Here is an 18,155-nt window from a genome sequence, read left to right on the forward strand (position 1 = left end):
CACGGCTCGTTCGTCGCGCCCTTCACGGGCAGGCATGGCTGGTACTGGCGCAACCTCAGCGATGCACCGCTGACCATCGTGCTCGAGGTCAACGGCTACTTCACCAAGCTCGGCCGGATCGAAGCGCCCGCTACGCTTTAGCGGGCGTCATCCAGGGCAGCGTGTCCAGATCCAGATTGCCGCCGGTGAGCACTATGCCGATGCGACGGCCCGGCATATCGAGCTGACCGTCGACGAGCGGAGCGTAGCCAACCGCGCCCGAGGGCTCGACGATGATCTTCAGCACTTCCCAGATCGTGCGCATCGCGTTGACGATCTCCGTTTCGGACACGGTGACGATGCCGTCGACGTGACGCTGAATCTCCTCGAAGGTCAGCTCGCCAAGCGTGCCCCGCAGGCCGTCGGCGATGGTGTTGGGAGCAGTACATGGAATGATCCGTCCCGCCGCCAGCGACTGCGCGGCGTCATCCGCCCCTTTCGGCTCGACCCCGAACACACGGATCTCCGGATTGATGCTCTTGATCGCCACCGAGATGCCGCTGATGAGACCGCCGCCGCCCACGGGGCACAGGATGTCGGTGAGGTCCGGCACATCCTCCAGCAACTCCAGCGCGGTAGTGCCCTGCCCCGCCATCACTCGTGGATCGTTGAACGGATGAATGAACACAGCGCCGGTGCGTTCGACCACGCTGTTCGCAGTGCTTACTCTCGCGGCATAGGTCGGCTCGCAAAGAATCACTTCCGCCCCATAGCGCCGCACCGAAGCGACTTTCGCCTGAGGAACGGTCGACATCATGACGACGTATGCCGGAATGCCTCGCAGTTTTGCAGCCCGCGCCAATGCGGCGGCGTGATTGCCGGAGGAATGCGTCACCACGCCGCGCTTCGCTTCTTCATCCGTTAGCAAGGCAACGGCGTTGGTCGCACCTCGCGCCTTGAAGGCGCCGATCTTCTGCAAATTCTCACATTTGAAGAACAGTCGCGCGCCCGCCTTCTCATCGAGCGCCTCGCTGGTCATGACCGGCGTGCGGTGAATGCGATCCTTGATGCGGGTGTGAGCGGCGCGGATGTCGGCCAGGGTCAGAGTCATTCGCATCCCCGTGAATGGTGTCGGTGCGGGCGGGTGGCATTATACGCCCATGCGCATGCGACAAATCGAAGCGTTTCACGCCATCTTCACGACTGTCTGTCGTCGCTGCGGAAGACGGCGCCGTGACGACGTGTTGCGATGGGTGCTGTAAGCTTCGCTATCGGACGCCCTCGACCGGATGAAAAATCATTCCCGTCATGAATATTCCTGCGCCGTATCTGCTGTATCTCGGGGCTGCGACGGATCCGCTGTCCATCAAGACGTCGCGCGGCGTGGCTGACTGGCGTCGCGAGCTTTGCGTCGGGCAGCGTCGCCTGCCTGGCTGCGATCTCACACTCGGACTCGACGATCTTTCCTATTCCGAAGCCGTGGCGCGCGGCGCGAAGACGATGATTCTCGGCGAAGCGAATGCGGGGGGCGTGCTCAGCGAAGTTTCCGCGCGAGAAGTTGTGGCCGCGTTGGAAGCGGGGTTGAATGTCGCGTCCGGGTTGCATCAGCGGCTGGCCCAACATCCCGACATTCGAGCTGCCGCTCAACGCACGGGACAGTTGCTGTTCGACGTTCGGGAACCGCCCGCCGACCTGCCCATCGGCAACGGTCGTCCCCGCCCTGGCCGCCGCTTGTTGACGATTGGCACCGACTGTTCCGTGGGCAAGATGTACACCAGCCTCGCCCTGGAGCGAGAGCTGCGTCGACAAGGCCGGCTTGCCGATTTTCGTGCGACCGGTCAGACGGGCATCCTGATCGCAGGCAGCGGCGTGCCCATCGATGCGGTGGTCGCAGACTTCATCGCCGGTGCGGCAGAATGGTTGTCGCCGGCTCGCTCCGATGGCGGCTGGGACATCATCGAAGGTCAGGGTTCGCTGTTTCATCCGTCCTACGCCGGCGTGTCTCTCGGCCTCCTGCACGGGTCACAACCGAACGCCTTGGTGATGTGCCACGAGCCCACGCGGACTCACATGCGCGGGCTGCCAGGACGAGCGTTGCCCTCGCTCAAGGAATGTTTGCTCGCAAACCTCGAGGCGGCGCAAGTCACGCAACCTGACGTTGTCGCGGTCGGCGTCGCGTTGAATACCTCGAAGCTCGACGAAGCGTCCGCGCGTCGATTGTGCGAGCAGGTCGAGCACGAGCTGAACCTTCCTTGTGAAGATCCCATCGCCATGGGCGCCAGCAAGATTGTCCGCCGGCTCCTCGAATGCTTCCCGGATGGGACAGCCGCCGGCGCCGGTATGTTCAGCCGATGCAGAATCGGAACGGCGGCACGAGCTCGATAGCCAGCGCGGTGGTTTCAATCAGACCGAACTTCATGCAGCCAGCAGCGTCGACGGCAAGCGCACGCCAGAATTCGCCACCGTTTCCAGCAAGCGCCCGGACTGCAGCAGCGTGAGCGTCGCTCGCATGTCGGCGTGCAGGTAACGATCGTCTTCCAACGCAGGCGAGAGCGCCCTGACCTGCTGTCTCACCTGTTCGAGCGCCTTGCTGCTCGATAAGGGCGTGTGAAAGTCACAGCCCTGCACGGCCGCGAGCAGCTCGATCGCAATCACTGCATCCGCGTTCGCAGCCATCGGCAGTAAGCGGCGTGCAGCGTGGGCGGCCATGGAAACATGATCTTCCTGATTCGCCGACGTGGGGATGGAATCGACGCTCGCCGGATAAGCCCGTTGTTTGTTCTCCGAGACGAGCGCCGCGGCAGTGACCTGCGGCAACATGAATCCTGAGTTCAATCCAGGGCGTGGCGTGAGAAAGGCAGGCAACCCCGAGAGCGCCGGATCCACCAGCATGGCGATGCGCCGCTCGGCCAATGAGCCGATCTCACAAAGCGCCAGAGCGATGATGTCGGCCGCAAAGGCTACCGGCTCCGCATGGAAGTTGCCGCCCGAGAGCACCGCGTCGTCCTCGGCGAACACCAACGGATTGTCGGAAACGCTGTTCGCTTCGATCTCGAGCGTGCGAGCCGCGTGACGCAACAGGTCGAGCGATGCACCCATCACTTGAGGCTGACAGCGCAGACAGTACGGATCTTGTACGCGAGCGTCATTGTCACGATGTGACGCGCGAATCGCCGAGCCTGCCATCAGCTGGGCCAGCGCTGTCGCCGATTCGATCTGGCCACGATGCCCGCGCAGTCGATGGATGCGCTCATCGAACGGCGTGTCGGAGCCCTTGGCCGCTTCGGTCGACAGCGCGCCGGAGATCAAGGCGTGACCGAACAGTTGCTCGGCTTCAAACAATCCAGCGAGCGCATAGGCGGTCGAGAATTGTGTGCCGTTCAGCAGCGCCAGACCTTCCTTCGGGCCAAGCGTGACTGGCTTCAACCCGGCCGCAGCCAATGCGTCCGCGGCAGGCCGCGCTACGCCATCGACCAGAATCTCTCCAACGCCAATCATCGTCGCCGACATGTGTGCGAGCGGCGCAAGATCGCCGGATGCGCCAACCGATCCTTGCGCCGGCACGACCGGAAGCAAGTTGCGCACGAGCATGGCTTCGAGCAATTGCAGCGTCGGCAATCTCACGCCGGACGCGCCTACCCCGAGACTGGCGATCTTTAGCGCCATCATGAGCCGCACGATGGCGGGCGGCATGGGCTCGCCGACCCCCGATGAATGCGACAGCACGATGTTACGTTGCAAGCGCTCCAGATCCGCGATCTCGATGCGCACCGAGGCCAGTTTGCCGAAGCCTGTGTTCACTCCGTAGACCGGCGCGCCGTTGTTGACGACGCGCTCGATAGCAGCGGCGCTGCGTTCGACGGCTGGGAAGCAGGATGGATCGAGCGTCGCGGACGCGCCTCTGTATACACGCTGCCATTGTTCGAGCGTCACCGCACCGGGTTTTAGTATCTCGCTCATCGCCCGATCCTCCGCAGGCATGCTTCAACGCGCCAAGTATATCGCCGCCAGCCCGAACCCTCGGGCGGCGCTCATCGGCGCGAAGTGGCCGCCGATAGCCAGTCGGCGTCGGGCCGGCAGTGACGATAAAAATTGCCGGTTCCGGCCCTCCGCAGGGAACCGCTCAGTTGTTAACGCGATTGTGCTGAGTAGTTTACGCATCGACGCTAACCAGGACCCTGATGGCGATTTCCGCGGCGCCTTCTGCCAGCCCGATCTTCAACAACGGCAGTGAATTGGGCCGACTGGTGAGCGCCTTCGATTGGTCGAAAACCCCGCTGGGTCCGCTCGAACGCTGGCCGACGAGCCTGCGCACCGCTGTCAACCTGGTGCTCGACTCCCGTCATCCGATGTGGATGAGCTGGGGGCCGCGAGCCACGTTCCTCTACAACGATGCCTACGTCCAGGTGCTCGGTCCGGCGAAGCATCCCTGGGCGTTGGGGCGGCCAGCGGAGGAAGTCTGGGCCGAGATCTGGGACGTGTGCGGTCCGCTCGCCGACAAGGTGTTCCGGCATGGCGAGGCCAGCTTTGTGGACGACGTTCAGTTGTTCATGAGCCGGGGCGACTTTCTGGAGGAAACGTACTACTCGTTTTCGTACAGCCCGATAAGGGACGAAACCGGCCGCGTCGCCGGCCTGTTCTGTCCGAGCGCCGAGACCACGCACAAAGTGCTGAATGCGCGTCGCCTGCGCACGCTATCGGAGCTGGCGGCCAAGGCGCTGGTGGAGCGCTCCGTCGAGACGGCGTGCGCTTCCGCCATCGATACGCTCGCCAAGAATTCGGACGACGTGCCATTTGCCCTGCTCTATTGGATCGATGCCGAGCATCGCAGGGCCGTGCTCAATCGCAGTACCGGGGTGACCGACGGCGCCGATGAATGTGCTGCGCCCAGTCTGGATCTCGACGTAGCGAGCGCCTTCTGGCCGGTGCGGGAAGTGGTAGAAACCTGTCAGCCCCGGTCGGTCCGCATAGAGCCATGCGACTCCCTGCCGCTCGGGCCCGCGGCTCGACCGATCGTCGAAGCAGTGCTGGTGCCGATCATGTCAGGCGGCCAGGATCAACCCACCGCGGTGCTGATCGGCGGCGTGAACTCAACGCGTCGACTCGATGAGGAATACCGGACATTCTTCAACCTGATCGCAAGCCACGTGGCCACTGCAATTCACAACGCCCGCGCCGTCGAAGAGGAGCGCGAGCGCTTGCAGCGCCTGGCCGAGCTGGACCGCGCCAAGACCGCGTTCTTCTCGAACGTCAGTCATGAATTCCGCACGCCGCTGACCTTGATGATGGGGCCGCTCGAGGATGCGCTTGCAGATTCCGACGCGCCGTTGCCCATCACGCAGAAGGAACGTTTGCAGGCCGCGCATCGCAACTCGCTGCGATTGTTGCGGCTCGTGAATACGCTGCTGGATTTTTCACGCATCGAGGCGGGCCGCACCAAGGCAAAGTTCCGTCCGACCGATCTCGCGAGGCTGACGGCCGAATTGGCATCCACGTTCCGCTCGGCACTCACTCGCGCATCCCTCAGCCTCAACGTCGACTGCCCGCCTCTGCCGGAGCCGGTATTCGTCGATCGCGACATGTGGGAGAAGATCGTCCTGAACCTGCTCTCCAATGCGTTCAAGTTCACCTTCGAGGGCGGGGTCGATGTGAGCTTGCGCACGACGCCGCGAGGCGCCGAGCTCAAAGTGAAGGATACGGGCGTCGGCGTGCCGCCCGAACAGCTGCCGAAACTGTTCGAGCGCTTCCATCGCATCGACGGCCAGAGGAGCCGCACGCACGAAGGCAGCGGCATCGGCCTGGCGCTGATCCTGGAGCTGGTGCGGCTTCATCACGGCAAGATCCATGCGGACAGCCGGGTAAACGAAGGCACGACCTTCACGGTCATCATTCCCTTCGGCTCGCAGCATCTGCCGGCGGATCAGATTTACGACGCAACCGCTGACAGCGTCGGTAATGTCGAGCGTTCCCAAGCGTTCGTGCAGGAGGCGCTGACGTGGCTGTCGGATGAGGGCCTGGGCATCCAGGAGTACCACGACGCCTCCGCGGGCGACGATCTTGCGCAGGTCGAAGGCTCCAGGTTGCTGCTGGCCGACGACAACGCCGACATGCGTCAGTACGTCTCCAGGTTCCTCAGCAAACATCTCCACGTCGAGGCTGTGGCAGATGGCGCGGCCGCCCTCGCTGCGATTCGAGCCCATCGACCCGATCTGGTGCTGACGGACGTGATGATGCCCGAGCTCGACGGCTTCGGTTTGTTGAAGGCGATTCGCGAAGATCCCGAGCTGCGCGATCTACCCGTCATCATGCTGTCCGCGCGGGCCGGCGAAGAAGCTCGCATAGAGGGCCTGGATGCCGGCGCCGATGATTATCTGATCAAGCCTTTCTCGGCGCGCGAGCTCACGGCTCGCGTCCATGCCAATCTCAAGCTCGCCAATGTGCGCAAGGAAGGCATGGCAGCGCTGGCGGAAAGCGAACGCCGCTTCCGGAACATGGCGGAAAACTCGCCGGTGATGATGTGGATCACCGATGCCGACGGTCGGTGCATTTATCTGAACAAGAGCTGGTATGACTTCACCGGGCAGACCGAAGCGCAAGCGCTGGGGCTCGGCTGGACGAAGGCGGTTCATCGGGACGACCGTGACAGCGCGGCCCGCACCTTCATGGAATCGAGCGGCGAGCACAAAGACTTCCGCGTCGAATACCGGTTGCGCCGGCACGATGGCGAATATCGCTGGGCCATCGATGCTGCCTCGCCGCGCTTCGACGGCAAAGGCGAATTTCTCGGCTACATCGGCTCGGTGATCGACATCACCGAGCGCAAGCGGGCCGAAGAAACATTGATGAACCTCAATGAGACCCTCAAGCAACGCGTCGAGGCCGAGATCGGAGCCCGTGGCGACGCGGAGAAGGCGCTGCGTCAGGCACAAAAAATGGAAGCGCTGGGCCAGCTGACTGGAGGCATCGCGCACGACTTCAATAACATGTTGAACGTGGTCATCGGCAACCTGGACATGCTGTTGCGGCGGCTGGCGCGGGGCGATGCGAACGTTCAGCGCTTTGCTTCGTTCGCGCTCGAGGGCGCGACGCGGGCGGCGCAACTGACCGAACGTCTGCTCGCCTTCGCTCGCCAACAGCCGCTGCGGCTCGAGCCGGTCAATGCAAACAAGCTGGTTGCCGGCATGTCCGACCTGATGCATCGGACGCTCGGCGAGACCATCCGCACCGAGACCGTGCTCGCGGGCGGTCTCTGGCAGATTCAGACCGATGGCAATCAGCTCGAGAGCGCCATCCTGAATCTAGCGGTGAATGCACGCGACGCGATGCCTGAGGGCGGCAAGCTCACGGTGGAAACTGCCAATGCGCATTTGGACGACATCTACGCCGCTCAGCAGGCCGGTGTGCCGCAAGGTCAGTACGTGATGATCGCCGTGACCGACACGGGCTGCGGCATGTCCTCCGACACGATTCAGAAAGCGTTCGATCCGTTCTTCACGACCAAGTCGGTGGGCAAAGGCACGGGTCTCGGATTGAGCCAGGTGCACGGCTTCGTGCATCAGTCCGGCGGGTACGTGAAGATCTATAGCGAGATTGGCCAGGGTACGACGGTAAAGATCTACCTGCCGCGCTTTTACGGCGGTTTGGAGGACGCCCGAGCCCATGTACGCTTCGCTCCGGCGCTTTCGGGTGCAGGCACGACCATCCTGGTGGTCGAGGATGAGGAGAGCGTGCGGCACGTGAGCGTCGAAGCGCTGAAGGAACTTGGCTATGACGTGCTGGAAGCGAATGGCGCGGCGATGGCGCTAGGGCTGCTCGATCAGCACCCCGAGATCGAGATCATGTTCACCGATGTCGTGATGCCCGAGGTCAACGGGCGCATGCTGGCGGATGAAGCGCGCCAGCGGCGACCGAATCTGAAAGTGCTGTTTACGACCGGCTACACGCGCAACGCCATCGTCCATAACGGCGTGCTCGATCCCGGTGTGCACCTGATCGGCAAGCCGTTCAACCTGGAACAACTCGCGCGCAAGCTGGCCGAGATCAGAGACGTTTGATGTCGACCGGCGCTTCGACCAGCGGGCCCGGCGAAGTCACCGTGCCGAGATAAACGATGGCGACGATGTGATCTTCCGGCGCAAGAGCGCACAGCGCTTTGACGCCAGCATCATAGGCCGCCGCACCCGTCTTCCACTGTGCGCCGAAACCCAGTGCCTGTGCCGCCAGCAACATGTTCTGCACCGCTGCGGCCGTGGCGCACACCTGCTCGATCTCGGGAATCTTGCCCTTGCTGATCTTGGCGCCGACGATGATCACGACCGGCGCGCGCATCGCTTTGCCCTTCTCGGCATCCAGATGTTCCTGCGTCGAGCCCGGCACTCGAGCACGCAGTGAATTTGCCATGGCTTCGCCGAGCTTCTCGCGGGCCGCGCCTTCGAACACCGTGAACCGCCAGGGCCGCAGGCGACCATGATCTGGAGCGCGCGTGCCGGCGCGAATGATCTGTTCTACCTGCGCGGCGCTCGGCGCCGGCGCTGCGAGCTTCAGCGGAGAGGTTCGCGACTGAATACCTTCCAGCAAGTCCATCGTCTGTTCTGTCCTCTTCAGAGCGTCCGCACTTGCATGGCCAGATGCAGCCGGTCACCCTTCATCGTGCACATCGAAATGTCCGCGCCGCCCTCGACCGCCCAGGTGCGAGCCAGCGCTTGCGAGGGAATGTAGACCGGCAGCTTGAACTGCGTGTCGATCTGAATCTTCATGTTCGGAATATGCGGGGCGGCCGAGGCCAGGCACCGCCCCATGGACCACATGCCATGCGCCACCGCCTGCTTGAAGCCGAACATCTGCGCGGTGCGCGCCGTCAGGTGAATCGGATTGAAATCGCCGGACACGCGCGCGTAGCGCCAGCCGGTGTTGTCCGCGACTTCGAGCGTATCGGTGTGCGTGCCGGTCTCGGGATGGTTGGAGCGCTCGATCACCGGGCGCTTGCTGCCCTCTTTCGGGCCCGACGTGCCGCGAGCAAACATCGTGCTGATCTCTTCCCACACCAGCGCGCCGTTCTGCTCGTAGCTGGTGGTGAAGTCGTATTCCTGGCCGTAGTCCGTCTCACGCATGGTGTCGAAGTGCACCCGCAGACGCAGCGGCGCGCGCTCATCGACCGGCGCGAGTACTCGAATCGTATTACGCAGGTGAATCAGGCCCAGCACCTTCACCGGGAAATTCTTCACGACGAACAGCTGCATGTGCAGCGGCATCGCGAGCACGTGCAGATAGGCAGGCGGCAATCCCCGCGCCGACGCGGGCACGGCGCATACATCGCGATAGCGCTGCAGATGCGCCGCCGACAGCTTCACCGTGCGTGCTTCGAGCTCGACCGGCTCGATCACCGTGCCTGAGGGCGCGCTGTACGGCTTCTTGCCGAGCAACACGCGCGCGTACGCAGGCACCATCGAGGGGCGGCGGGCAAAAGAAATCTTGGTCGGTGCTGACATCAATGAGCGACGGCTAAAGGACAATGACGGTGACGAAGCTCAGGGCACGACGCGATCGATGACGATGGTCAACGGACCGCTGCTCTTGCCGAATTCGTATTCGGCCTCGCCATATAAATCTCCGCTTTGCTGCTGAGGGCTGCCTCCGCGCGACAACCGTGCAACAACTACCACCTTCGGCACGGTGGCAATGGAGCGGGTCGGAATCATCGCATCACTTTCCGAGAGTGTCACATTCAACGGCAGCGAATCGGAGCTATGCCGCTGCACGGCGAGCGGCGGACCGCCTGCGCTCGGGTCGCGGGCCAGGATGAAGAGCGGCACAGCACCGGTCAGCTGCTGGCGCAGTTGCGGCGACAAAGAGACGGAAACTTGAATCGCCCGCGCTCCGGCCGCCGGCGCCGCCGAAGGTGGGGAAGCCTGCGACGGCGGTGCTTCTCCACCGGCAGCTGCAATCTGCTCATTCAGATCCTGGATCTGCCGGGCGAGCACACCGCGTATTTCTGGGGGCGGATTCTGCGCCATGAGCAGCTGCAGTCGATCCCGGCCAAGACGCAGATCGCCGGAGCGCAACGCCGCGACGCCGCCGTACCACAGTGCCTTGGGATCGTTCGGCGCAATCGCCAGCGCCGCATCGAACAGCTTGCCGGCACGGCCTGCCAACGAAGCCTCGTCGGTCAGCGCCAGCGCCTCGCCCAATCCGGTGACGGCTTCGACGTTCTGGCCCTTCGACAGGTCGTACGCCTGCTGGTAGGCATCGGCGGCGCGCGGATAACGGCTCATCGCCGTATACGAGCGACCGAGCATGATCCAGCCCTCCAGGTTGTCCGGATTCTCTTTGAGTTTCGCTTCCAGGCCGGCGACCGCCTGCTCCATGTTGGCCGCCTGCGCGCTCTCGATCTGCACGGCTTTCCAATCCCAGTTGCTGAGACCGGCGTACATGACGACGGCGAGCACGGGGACCAACAGCGCCACCGCAAGGCCGGAGAAGCGCCGCTCGGTTCGATACGACGCGAGCTCCGTCGACTCTGTCGCCGTTCCCTTCTCTTGGGGCGCGCGCAGCAGCGGCAGCACCATCCACAACAGCGCCGCCAGCAGCATGGCGACGCAGACGACGATGAAAGCGGTCACGAGGCACCCAGGCCGGGATCGGCGGGATCGGTGTCAGGAAGCTTGGATTTGCGCGAGATCACGATGGCCGCGACGATGCCGCCGCCGATGACCAGCAGCGCAGGCGCGGCCCACAGCAGCCAGGTGCGAGGCGCGACGGGCGGCTTGTAAAGCACATAGTCGCCGTACCGATCCGTCATGTACTGCATGATCTCCTGATCGCTCTTGCCGGCCGCCATCAATTCGCGCAGCTGCCGGCGCAAGTCGGCGGCGAGCTGTGCGTTGGAGTCGGCGATCGTCTCGCTGCGACACTGCAGACAACGCAGCTCGCGCGCCAGCCGCTCGTAACGAGCCTGCTGCACGGGATCCTCGAACGCCGGCGCTTTATCGATGGCCAGCGCCTGCAAGCCGAACAACGCAAGAATCGCGGCTAAGAGAAGTTGTTTCATGGCGAGCCCGCCTTGGCCTGCGCCAACAGCGGCACGAACTCCTGTTCCCAAATCTCCACCGTGATCGGCGCGACGTGTTTCTTGATGACCTTGCCGTTCGCATCGACCAAAAACGTTTCCGGCGCGCCGTACACGCCCCAATCGATGCCGACGCGTCCTTCGCCGTCGAACGCGCTCACGACGTACGGATTGCCCAGCTGCTCCAGCCAGTTCAGCGCTGCCTGGCGCTCGTCGTTGTAGTTCAAGCCGACGATGGGCACTTCGCCGCGCCGGGCGATCTCGAGTAACGCGCCGTGCTCCTGCCGGCAGCCCACGCACCAGGAGCCCCAGACATTGAGCACGTACGGCTTGCCGGCGAACTCGCTGTTCGAGAAGGTCTTGCCGGGATCGTCCAGGCGCGTCAGCTCGAAGACCGGCGCGGCCTTGCCGATCAGCGGCGATGGCAGCGTCTCTTTGTCGCGGCCCAGGCCGAAATACAGGAAGCCGACGAGTACAGCGAACAGTCCGACAGGAAGCAGGTACTTAAGCATGCGGTAGCGAGGCTCAGGCAGTCTTTGCGCCGGCCGCGGCGGCGGCGCCTTCATCGACGGTCACCCGCTTGCGGTAACGTCGATCGCAAATGGCAATCAGGCCGCCCAGCGCCATCACGGCCGCGCCCAACCAGATGAACCGGACCATGGGCTTGTACTGCAAGCGCAGGCTCCAGGCGTCCTCACCGAGCGGCTCGCCCATGGCGACGAACAGATCGCGGTTCCAGTGCGCATCGATGCCGGCTTCGGTCATGGCGTTCTTCTGCACGCGGTAAACACGCTTCTGCGGATGCACCACGGCCACTTGCTCGCCATCGCGCGTGATCACCACTTCGCTCTGCACGGCTTGATAGTTCGGACCGTCGACGTCTTCGACCTTGGTCATGGTGAACTCGAAGCCCGCGTGCTCGGTGGTCTGGCCGGGCTTCAAGCTCAGATCGGTCTCTTCCTTGTACGACTCGACCGTGGTCGCGCCAATGATGAAGAGCGCGAGGCCGAAGTGAGCGACGCTCATGCCGATGATGCTCGCCGGCAGCGAATGCCCGTTGCGCCAGCGGCTGATCGGGTCGACCAGGGCCGCGCCCGCGACCCAGAACGCCGCCGTCAGACCGACGACGGTCATCACGGAATTCCAGCCGTACGCGCCCACCGAGACCGCAAGCGCCAGCACGATCGCCACGCCCAGCAGCAGGCCGAGAATTTTCTTGGTCGAGTCGAAGGAGGCTTTCTTCCACGCCGCGTGCATGCCCGGCGCGAGCAGGAACACCATCGGCAGCATCGGCACCAGGAACATCGCTTCGAAATACGGCGGACCGACCGAGACTTTGTCGAGTCCGAACGCATCCATGAACATGGGATACGTCGTGCCCAGCAGGATCACGATGGTGGCGCCGACCAGCAGCATGTTGTTGAACAGCAGGAACGACTCACGCGATACGGCCGCGAAGCCGGCATTCGAACGAAACAAAGGCGCGCGCCAGGCGTACAGCGCCAAGGCGCCGCCGACGCAAACCCCAAGGAACGACAGGATGAACAAGCCGCGACCCGGGTCGCTCGCAAATGCGTGCACCGACTCGATCACGCCCGAGCGGACCAGGAACGTGCCCAGCAACGACAGCGAGAACGCCGTGATCGACAGCAACAGCGTCCAGCTCTTGAACAGCCCACGCTTCTCGGTGACCGCCAACGAATGAATCAACGCGGTACCGATCAGCCACGGCATGAACGATGCGTTCTCGACGGGATCCCAGAACCACCAGCCGCCCCAACCGAGCTCGTAGTACGCCCACCAGCTGCCAAGCGCGATACCGCAGGTCAGAAACATCCAGGCGACCGTGGCCCACGGACGCACCCAGCGCGCCCACAGCGAATCGAGCTTGCCCTCGAGCATTGCGGCCACCGCGAACGCGAACGGCACGGAGAAGCCGACGTAACCGATGTAGAGCATCGGCGGATGAATCGCCAACGCCGGATCCTGCAGCAGTGGATTGAGATCGCGGCCATCCGGCGCGGCCGGCCACAAACGCAGGAACGGATTCGAAGTCATCAGAATGAACAACGCGAAGCCGGCGCTGATCAGACCCAACACACCGAGGACCCGGCTGGTCATCTGCTGAGGCATGTTGCCGCTGAAAGCCGCGACGCCGAGCGCCCAGGTCGCCTGCACGAGCAGCCACAACAACAAGGAGCCTTCGTGCGCGCCCCAGACAGCGGCGAAACGATAGAACGTCGGCAGCTCCGAGTTGGAGTTCTGCGCGACGTACAGCACCGAGAAATCGTTTTGATAGAAAACGTACGAGAGACAGGCGAACGAGAACAGCGTGAACACCCACTGACCCGCGACCGCGCGATTCGCCAGCGCGATCCAATGCGGACGCCGCCAATGCGCGCCCATCAAGCCGAAAAATGCCTGAGGCAGCGCCAGGCAGAACGCCAGGATCAGCGCGAAGTGTCCGAGTTCGGCGGCCATGTCGCTTCCTAAGTGGTGGGCAGCGGCCCGTCGGCCGGCGGCTTCTGATGCTGCTTCTTCAGCGAGTCCGCCACTTCGGGCGGCATGTAGTTCTCATCGTGCTTGGCCAGCACTTCTTCGGCGACGAATACACCATCGGCGCCCATGCGGCCGCGCGCGATCACGCCCTGCCCCTCACGGAACAGATCCGGCAGCACGCCGGTGTAACTGACCTTCACGTTGTGTGCGTAATCGGTGAGCACGAAGTGGGCCTCGAGACTGCCGGGTTCGCGCGTGAAGCTGCCTTCGGGAACCATGCCGCCGACGCGGAACACACGATCCGCCGGCGCTTTGCCCGCGCTCACGTCCGAGGGCGAATAGAAGTACAGCAGATTGTCCTGGAAGGCAGTCAGCGCGAACGCGGTGGCCGCGCCCACGCCCAGGACGATCAATGCAACCAGCGTCATGCGGCGGCGACGAGGGGTCATGACGGTGACGACGACTCCGAGTTGATTGGGTTATCGAGTGAATGGGCGATCTTGAGCCGGCGCCGGGCACTCAGCACCTGCTCGGCCAGCGAGCGCTTGCCCAGCCACACATTCAGCACCAGCACGGCCAGCACCAGCCCATAGCAGGACCAGACGTAAACGCCGTAATCCCCCATGTCAAGTACGTCTTTCAAGTTCATGATCAGGCAAGACTTTCGCTTAACCAACTGGCGTTGCGCTCGCGCCGGAGGATCTCCCCGCGCAGGCGGTCACAGAGCACCGCGCCGAAGTACAGAATGAAGGCCAGCATCATGATCAACAACGGCCAGAGCATGGACCCTTCGATGGAGGGGGCGGCAAGTTTCGAGATACTGGGGCCCTGGTGCAAGCTGTTCCACCAGACCACCGAGTATTTGACGATGGGCACATTGACCACACCGACGATGGCCAGGATCGCGCTGGCCCGATCGGCCCGCTGCGTGTCGTCAAATGACGCTCGCAAGGCCATATAGCCTAGATATAAGAAGAGCAGGATCAGTTCCGAGGTGAGGCGCGGATCCCATTCCCACCAGGTGCCCCACATGGGCTTGCCGTAGATGGAGCCGGTCACGAGCGTCGCGACGGTGAACCAGGCGCCGATCGGCGCGCAGGCCGCGGCCACCGCGTGGGCCAACTTGATCCGCCAGATCATGCCGACACCCGCCGCCACCGCCATGACGGTGTAGATCATCAATGACAGCGATGCGCTCGGTACGTGGACATAAATAATGCGGAACGCATCCTTCTGCTGGTAATCCTCGGGCGCCAGCACCAGGCCGCCGATGGCCCCGACGATCATCAACAGGATCGCCGGCCAAAACAGCCACGGACGCACCAGACCGGCCGTGCGGTAGGCGTAAGGCGGCGAGCTGAGCTTGTGAAACCACAGCCACATAGCTTGTTAGGACTCCACACTGATCCGCATGGCGGCAGCCATGGCGAAAGGCCCGAGGCTGACGAAGAACAACAACAGCGCTGCCAGCAAGTTTAGCGGACCGGCCACCGGTTCGCCGTGCATGGCCAGATCCACGGCGCGGGCGCCGAAGATCAGCACCGGCATCTCCAGCGGCAGCACCAGCAACGCTAACAGCACACTGCCCCGCCGGACACTCACCGTAAGCGCCGCCCCGATGGCTCCAAGGACCGACAGCGATCCGGTGCCCAGGGCCAGCGTCGCGGCCAGCACCGGCCATACAGACTGCGGCATTCCCAAAGCAGTTCCCACGATCGGCGCCATGAGCACCAACGGCAGCCCGGTCAGCAGCCAATGCGTGAGCGTCTTCGCCAGCAACAACAGGGACAACGGCTGGCCGGACAGAACCCACTGCTCCATGGTCCCGTCTTCGACGTCGGGCCTGAATAGCGATTCAAGCGCCAGCAACGAAGCAAGCATGGCCGCCACCCACAGCACCCCCGGCGAAATCTTGCGCAACTCGTCCAAGGCCGGACTGATCGCCAGCGGGAACAACGTCGTGACGATCACGAAAAAGATCAGCGGCTGGAGCACCTGATCCCAATGACGCACGGCCAGCCGCAGGTCGCGCGCCAGCACCAGCATCAGGATTTTGCCCAGCCCGGGCGTCGTCTGAACGGACGACTGCATCAGCGCAGCTCCAGTGTACGTACCCCAGGCTGGCCCTGAAGTAGCAGCTGATGTGCGGCGGTGAGGATCATGCCGCCGGTTCGCATGTGCTCGGCGATCCGCGCTTCGAACAGCGCGATGCCTGCCTTGTCGAGGTTGGTAATCGGCTCGTCCAGAATCCACAGCGAGGCGCGGGTCAGCATGATGCGGGCCAGAGCGACTCTTCGCTTCTGCCCCGCCGACAACGCGCGCACCGGCAAGTCTGCGCAAGCTTCCACGTGCAGTAACTGGAGAGTTTCGCGTAGCTCCTCCGTAGTGACTGCGCGGCGGACGGAGACGCCAAACCGCAGATTTTCCAGCGCGGTGAGCTCGGCTTTGAGGCCGTTGACGTGCGCCAGATACGCAAGCTCGCGATGAAACTCATCCCGCCCCTCCGGCAGCTGCTGCCCCTGCCAGACGATCTCGCCCGACTCGGTCGGCAACAAGCCCGCCACACAGCGCAGAAGACTGGTTTTGCCCACGCCATTCGGTCCGACGACCTGCAGCAGCTCGCCGCTGTAAAGGGCAAAGGACACGCCGCGTAACAGGTGTTTTTCGCCGCGCCAGAGATGGACGGCGCGCGCTTCTAATTGCGGCTGCGGCGAAGTCGCAGCGACCTGTGCAAGCATGCTTGGTGTCGCGCTAAGTTCTGTGTGTAATGGTTTGTGCGCGCGCAGTTTAGCATGCTGCCCTCAAGTGGCTTACAATCCCCGTCCCGCCCGTGCCTGGGTGGCGAAATTGGTAGACGCAAGGGACTTAAATTTTGAGCACCCGGCTCGGAAACGGCCGGTGTGAATGGGGTCAAATTCGGGGAACCAGCCTCACGCTCGCGCTTCACCGCGCACGTGCCTGCAATCCCGAGCTAAGCCTGGGCGCTGCCCAGGAAAGTGTAGAGACTTGACGGCCCCTGTCTAACTTCCGCGCTCAGCGTGCGGAACACGACAAAGAGAAAGTCCAGACTCCAAACGACCAACGGATCAACAGTCCGTCAGTCGGCAGTGAAAACTGTAGCGAGTACGAAAATCCCTCGGGGGCAACTCCGTACCGGTTCGATTCCGGTCCCAGGCACCATCTCTCGATCCGCGGACTTCCACTAGAGTCCGCCCTACCTCACCGAAACCCTAGAAATCCAGGGTTTTACGTTCCACCGCGAGATCCGATTGTCTGTGGACAGCGTATCACGCGTCGGGGGAACTTTGGGGGGAACTCCACTCGCAAAGTGGCCGGGAATCGAACTCGTGGGGGGAACTTTTGATGGCGTTAACGGAACTCGAAATCCGTTCGGCAAGGGCGACGGAAAAGCCGATCAAACTGTTCGACGGCGATGGCTTGTATCTGTTCGTTCAACCGAACGGTGGTCGATGGTGGCGCTTCAAGTATCGCTTCCATGGGAAGGAGCGCGAGCTGTCGTTGGGCGTGTATCCGGAAGTCTCGTTGAAGCTCGCACGGACTCGTCGTGAAGACGCGCGGCGCGCGGTGGCGCAAGGAATTGACCCGAGTGCTGAGCGCAAGGCGGCTAAGGAAGCGCGGCAAGTTACCTTCGAGTTGATCGCCGAGGAATGGTTGGCACTCCAGGCGAAGAAGCTGGCGCCGGTCACTTACGACAAGGCTCGCTGGATGCTCTCGACGTTCATCTACCCTCGCCTCGGATCTCGACCGATTGCCGAGATCACGGCGCCAGAACTGCTGGCGGCGCTCCGGGTGATCGAGACACGCGGTACGCACGAGACGGCACACCGAACCAAGCAGCGAGTCGGCCAAGTGTTTCGCTATGCCATCGCGACTGGACGTGCGGAACGTGACATCTCGGTCGACCTTCGCGGCGCTCTGGCTCCAATCGTGACCACACACCATGCCGCAATCACGGACCCTATTGCGATTGGTCATCTGCTGAGAGCCATTGATGGCTACAGCGGTCAGCCGGTGACTGTCGCGGCGCTCAAGCTGGCTCCGCTGATGTTTGTCCGGCCCGGTGAGTTGAGACAGGCCGAATGGTCTGAGATCAATATGGACGCCGCAGAGTGGCGTATTCCAGGCGGGCGCATGAAGATGCGCGAGGCGCACATCGTGCCACTAGCTAAGCAAGCGGTTGAGATACTTCGGGACCTCCAGCCACTCACAGGCCGGAGCCGGTATGTCTTCCCGTCGCTGCGAAGCAGGGACCGACCGATGTCGGAGAATGCGATCAACGCGGCGCTACGCCGGCTAGGATACGGACATGAGGAAATGACCGCTCATGGCTTTCGAGCGATGGCTTCCACTTGCTTGAATGAACAAGACTGGCATCCGGACCTGATCGAGCTTCAACTTGCCCATGCCGAACGTAACAAAGTCCGCGCAGCTTACAATCGATCGACGCGTCTCGCTGACAGAAAGAAGATGATGCAGGCTTGGGCCGACCATCTAGATACTTTGCGCGCCGGTGCACAGGTCATCCAGCTCCGGCGGCAATCTGGATGAAATGCGCAAGAAAGGGAGCCACTGCCGCCGGTTCCCTCCGGCG

Annotated in this window: 16 protein-coding genes; 3 read left to right on the top strand and 13 right to left on the bottom strand. The window is 63.2% G+C overall.

The window, feature by feature from the left end; translation table 11 throughout:
• Positions 1-130: 130 nt before the first annotated feature.
• The gene (locus tag GYH35_RS08315; RefSeq protein ID WP_202624165.1) at positions 131-1,090 is read right to left on the bottom strand and encodes a pyridoxal-phosphate dependent enzyme; all 960 of its coding nucleotides are present in this window, start codon (positions 1,088-1,090) and stop codon (positions 131-133) included.
• Positions 1,091-1,287: 197 nt separating this feature from the next.
• On the opposite strand from GYH35_RS08315, the gene dgcN reads away from it, so the two are divergent.
• Positions 1,288-2,364: an N-acetyltransferase DgcN gene (dgcN, locus tag GYH35_RS08320; RefSeq protein WP_161828146.1), complete on the top strand. Its 1,077-nt coding sequence runs from the start codon at positions 1,288-1,290 to the stop codon at positions 2,362-2,364.
• Between the two features lie 30 nt (positions 2,365-2,394).
• On the opposite strand, the gene hutH is transcribed toward dgcN, so the two are convergent.
• A complete protein-coding gene (gene hutH / locus GYH35_RS08325) occupies positions 2,395-3,939 on the bottom strand; it encodes a histidine ammonia-lyase (RefSeq protein ID WP_161828147.1) in 1,545 nt (514 codons plus the stop codon).
• 221 nt (positions 3,940-4,160) lie between these two features.
• On the opposite strand from hutH, the gene GYH35_RS08330 reads away from it, so the two are divergent.
• Positions 4,161-8,033, top strand: coding sequence for an ATP-binding protein (locus tag GYH35_RS08330; protein ID WP_161828148.1), 3,873 nt, complete (start codon positions 4,161-4,163; stop codon positions 8,031-8,033).
• On the opposite strand, the gene GYH35_RS08335 is transcribed toward GYH35_RS08330, so the two are convergent.
• From GYH35_RS08335 to ccmA, 11 genes are read right to left on the bottom strand one after another with little or no spacing between them, the layout of a single operon-like run.
• On the bottom strand, positions 8,020-8,562 hold the full coding sequence (locus GYH35_RS08335; protein ID WP_161828149.1) for a nitroreductase family protein: 543 nt from the start codon (positions 8,560-8,562) through the stop codon (positions 8,020-8,022). The genes GYH35_RS08330 and GYH35_RS08335 overlap by 14 nt on opposite strands.
• Positions 8,563-8,579: 17 nt before the next feature.
• The gene (locus tag GYH35_RS08340; protein ID WP_161815008.1) at positions 8,580-9,467 is read right to left on the bottom strand and encodes a MaoC family dehydratase; all 888 of its coding nucleotides are present in this window, start codon (positions 9,465-9,467) and stop codon (positions 8,580-8,582) included.
• 39 nt (positions 9,468-9,506) lie between these two features.
• Positions 9,507-10,598, bottom strand: a complete 1,092-nt coding sequence (locus GYH35_RS08345) for a tetratricopeptide repeat protein (RefSeq protein WP_161828150.1) — start codon at positions 10,596-10,598, stop codon at positions 9,507-9,509.
• On the bottom strand, positions 10,595-11,026 hold the full coding sequence (locus GYH35_RS08350) for a cytochrome c-type biogenesis protein (protein ID WP_161828151.1): 432 nt from the start codon (positions 11,024-11,026) through the stop codon (positions 10,595-10,597). The genes GYH35_RS08345 and GYH35_RS08350 overlap by 4 nt, the downstream gene beginning before the upstream one ends.
• Entirely contained in the window at positions 11,023-11,556 is a 534-nt protein-coding gene (locus GYH35_RS08355) for a DsbE family thiol:disulfide interchange protein (protein WP_161815005.1), read from the bottom strand. The genes GYH35_RS08350 and GYH35_RS08355 overlap by 4 nt, the downstream gene beginning before the upstream one ends.
• A 13-nt stretch (positions 11,557-11,569) precedes the next feature.
• Entirely contained in the window at positions 11,570-13,525 is a 1,956-nt protein-coding gene (locus tag GYH35_RS08360; protein ID WP_161815004.1) for a heme lyase CcmF/NrfE family subunit, read from the bottom strand.
• A gap of 8 nt (positions 13,526-13,533) precedes the next feature.
• A complete protein-coding gene (ccmE, locus tag GYH35_RS08365) occupies positions 13,534-13,992 on the bottom strand; it encodes a cytochrome c maturation protein CcmE (protein ID WP_161815003.1) in 459 nt (152 codons plus the stop codon).
• Positions 13,989-14,186 (bottom strand): heme exporter protein CcmD, encoded by a 198-nt coding sequence (gene ccmD / locus GYH35_RS08370; RefSeq protein WP_161815002.1) that lies wholly within the window; start codon positions 14,184-14,186, stop codon positions 13,989-13,991. Before ccmD ends, ccmE begins: the two co-directional genes overlap by 4 nt.
• Before the next feature lie 8 nt (positions 14,187-14,194).
• Complete coding sequence (locus GYH35_RS08375; protein WP_161828152.1) at positions 14,195-14,926, bottom strand: heme ABC transporter permease; 732 nt, start codon at positions 14,924-14,926, stop codon at positions 14,195-14,197.
• A gap of 6 nt (positions 14,927-14,932) precedes the next feature.
• Positions 14,933-15,604, bottom strand: a complete 672-nt coding sequence (ccmB, locus tag GYH35_RS08380; protein WP_407700201.1) for a heme exporter protein CcmB — start codon at positions 15,602-15,604, stop codon at positions 14,933-14,935.
• A gap of 29 nt (positions 15,605-15,633) precedes the next feature.
• Positions 15,634-16,281 (bottom strand): cytochrome c biogenesis heme-transporting ATPase CcmA, encoded by a 648-nt coding sequence (gene ccmA / locus GYH35_RS08385; protein WP_161828153.1) that lies wholly within the window; start codon positions 16,279-16,281, stop codon positions 15,634-15,636.
• Positions 16,282-16,906: 625 nt separating this feature from the next.
• Here ccmA and GYH35_RS08390 point away from each other — a divergent pair.
• On the top strand, positions 16,907-18,112 hold the full coding sequence (locus GYH35_RS08390) for a tyrosine-type recombinase/integrase (RefSeq protein ID WP_161828154.1): 1,206 nt from the start codon (positions 16,907-16,909) through the stop codon (positions 18,110-18,112).
• The last annotated feature ends 43 nt before the right edge of the window (positions 18,113-18,155 follow it).

Source organism: Steroidobacter agaridevorans (assembly GCF_009932555.1).
In the GTDB taxonomy this organism is placed as follows: domain Bacteria; phylum Pseudomonadota; class Gammaproteobacteria; order Steroidobacterales; family Steroidobacteraceae; genus Steroidobacter; species Steroidobacter agaridevorans.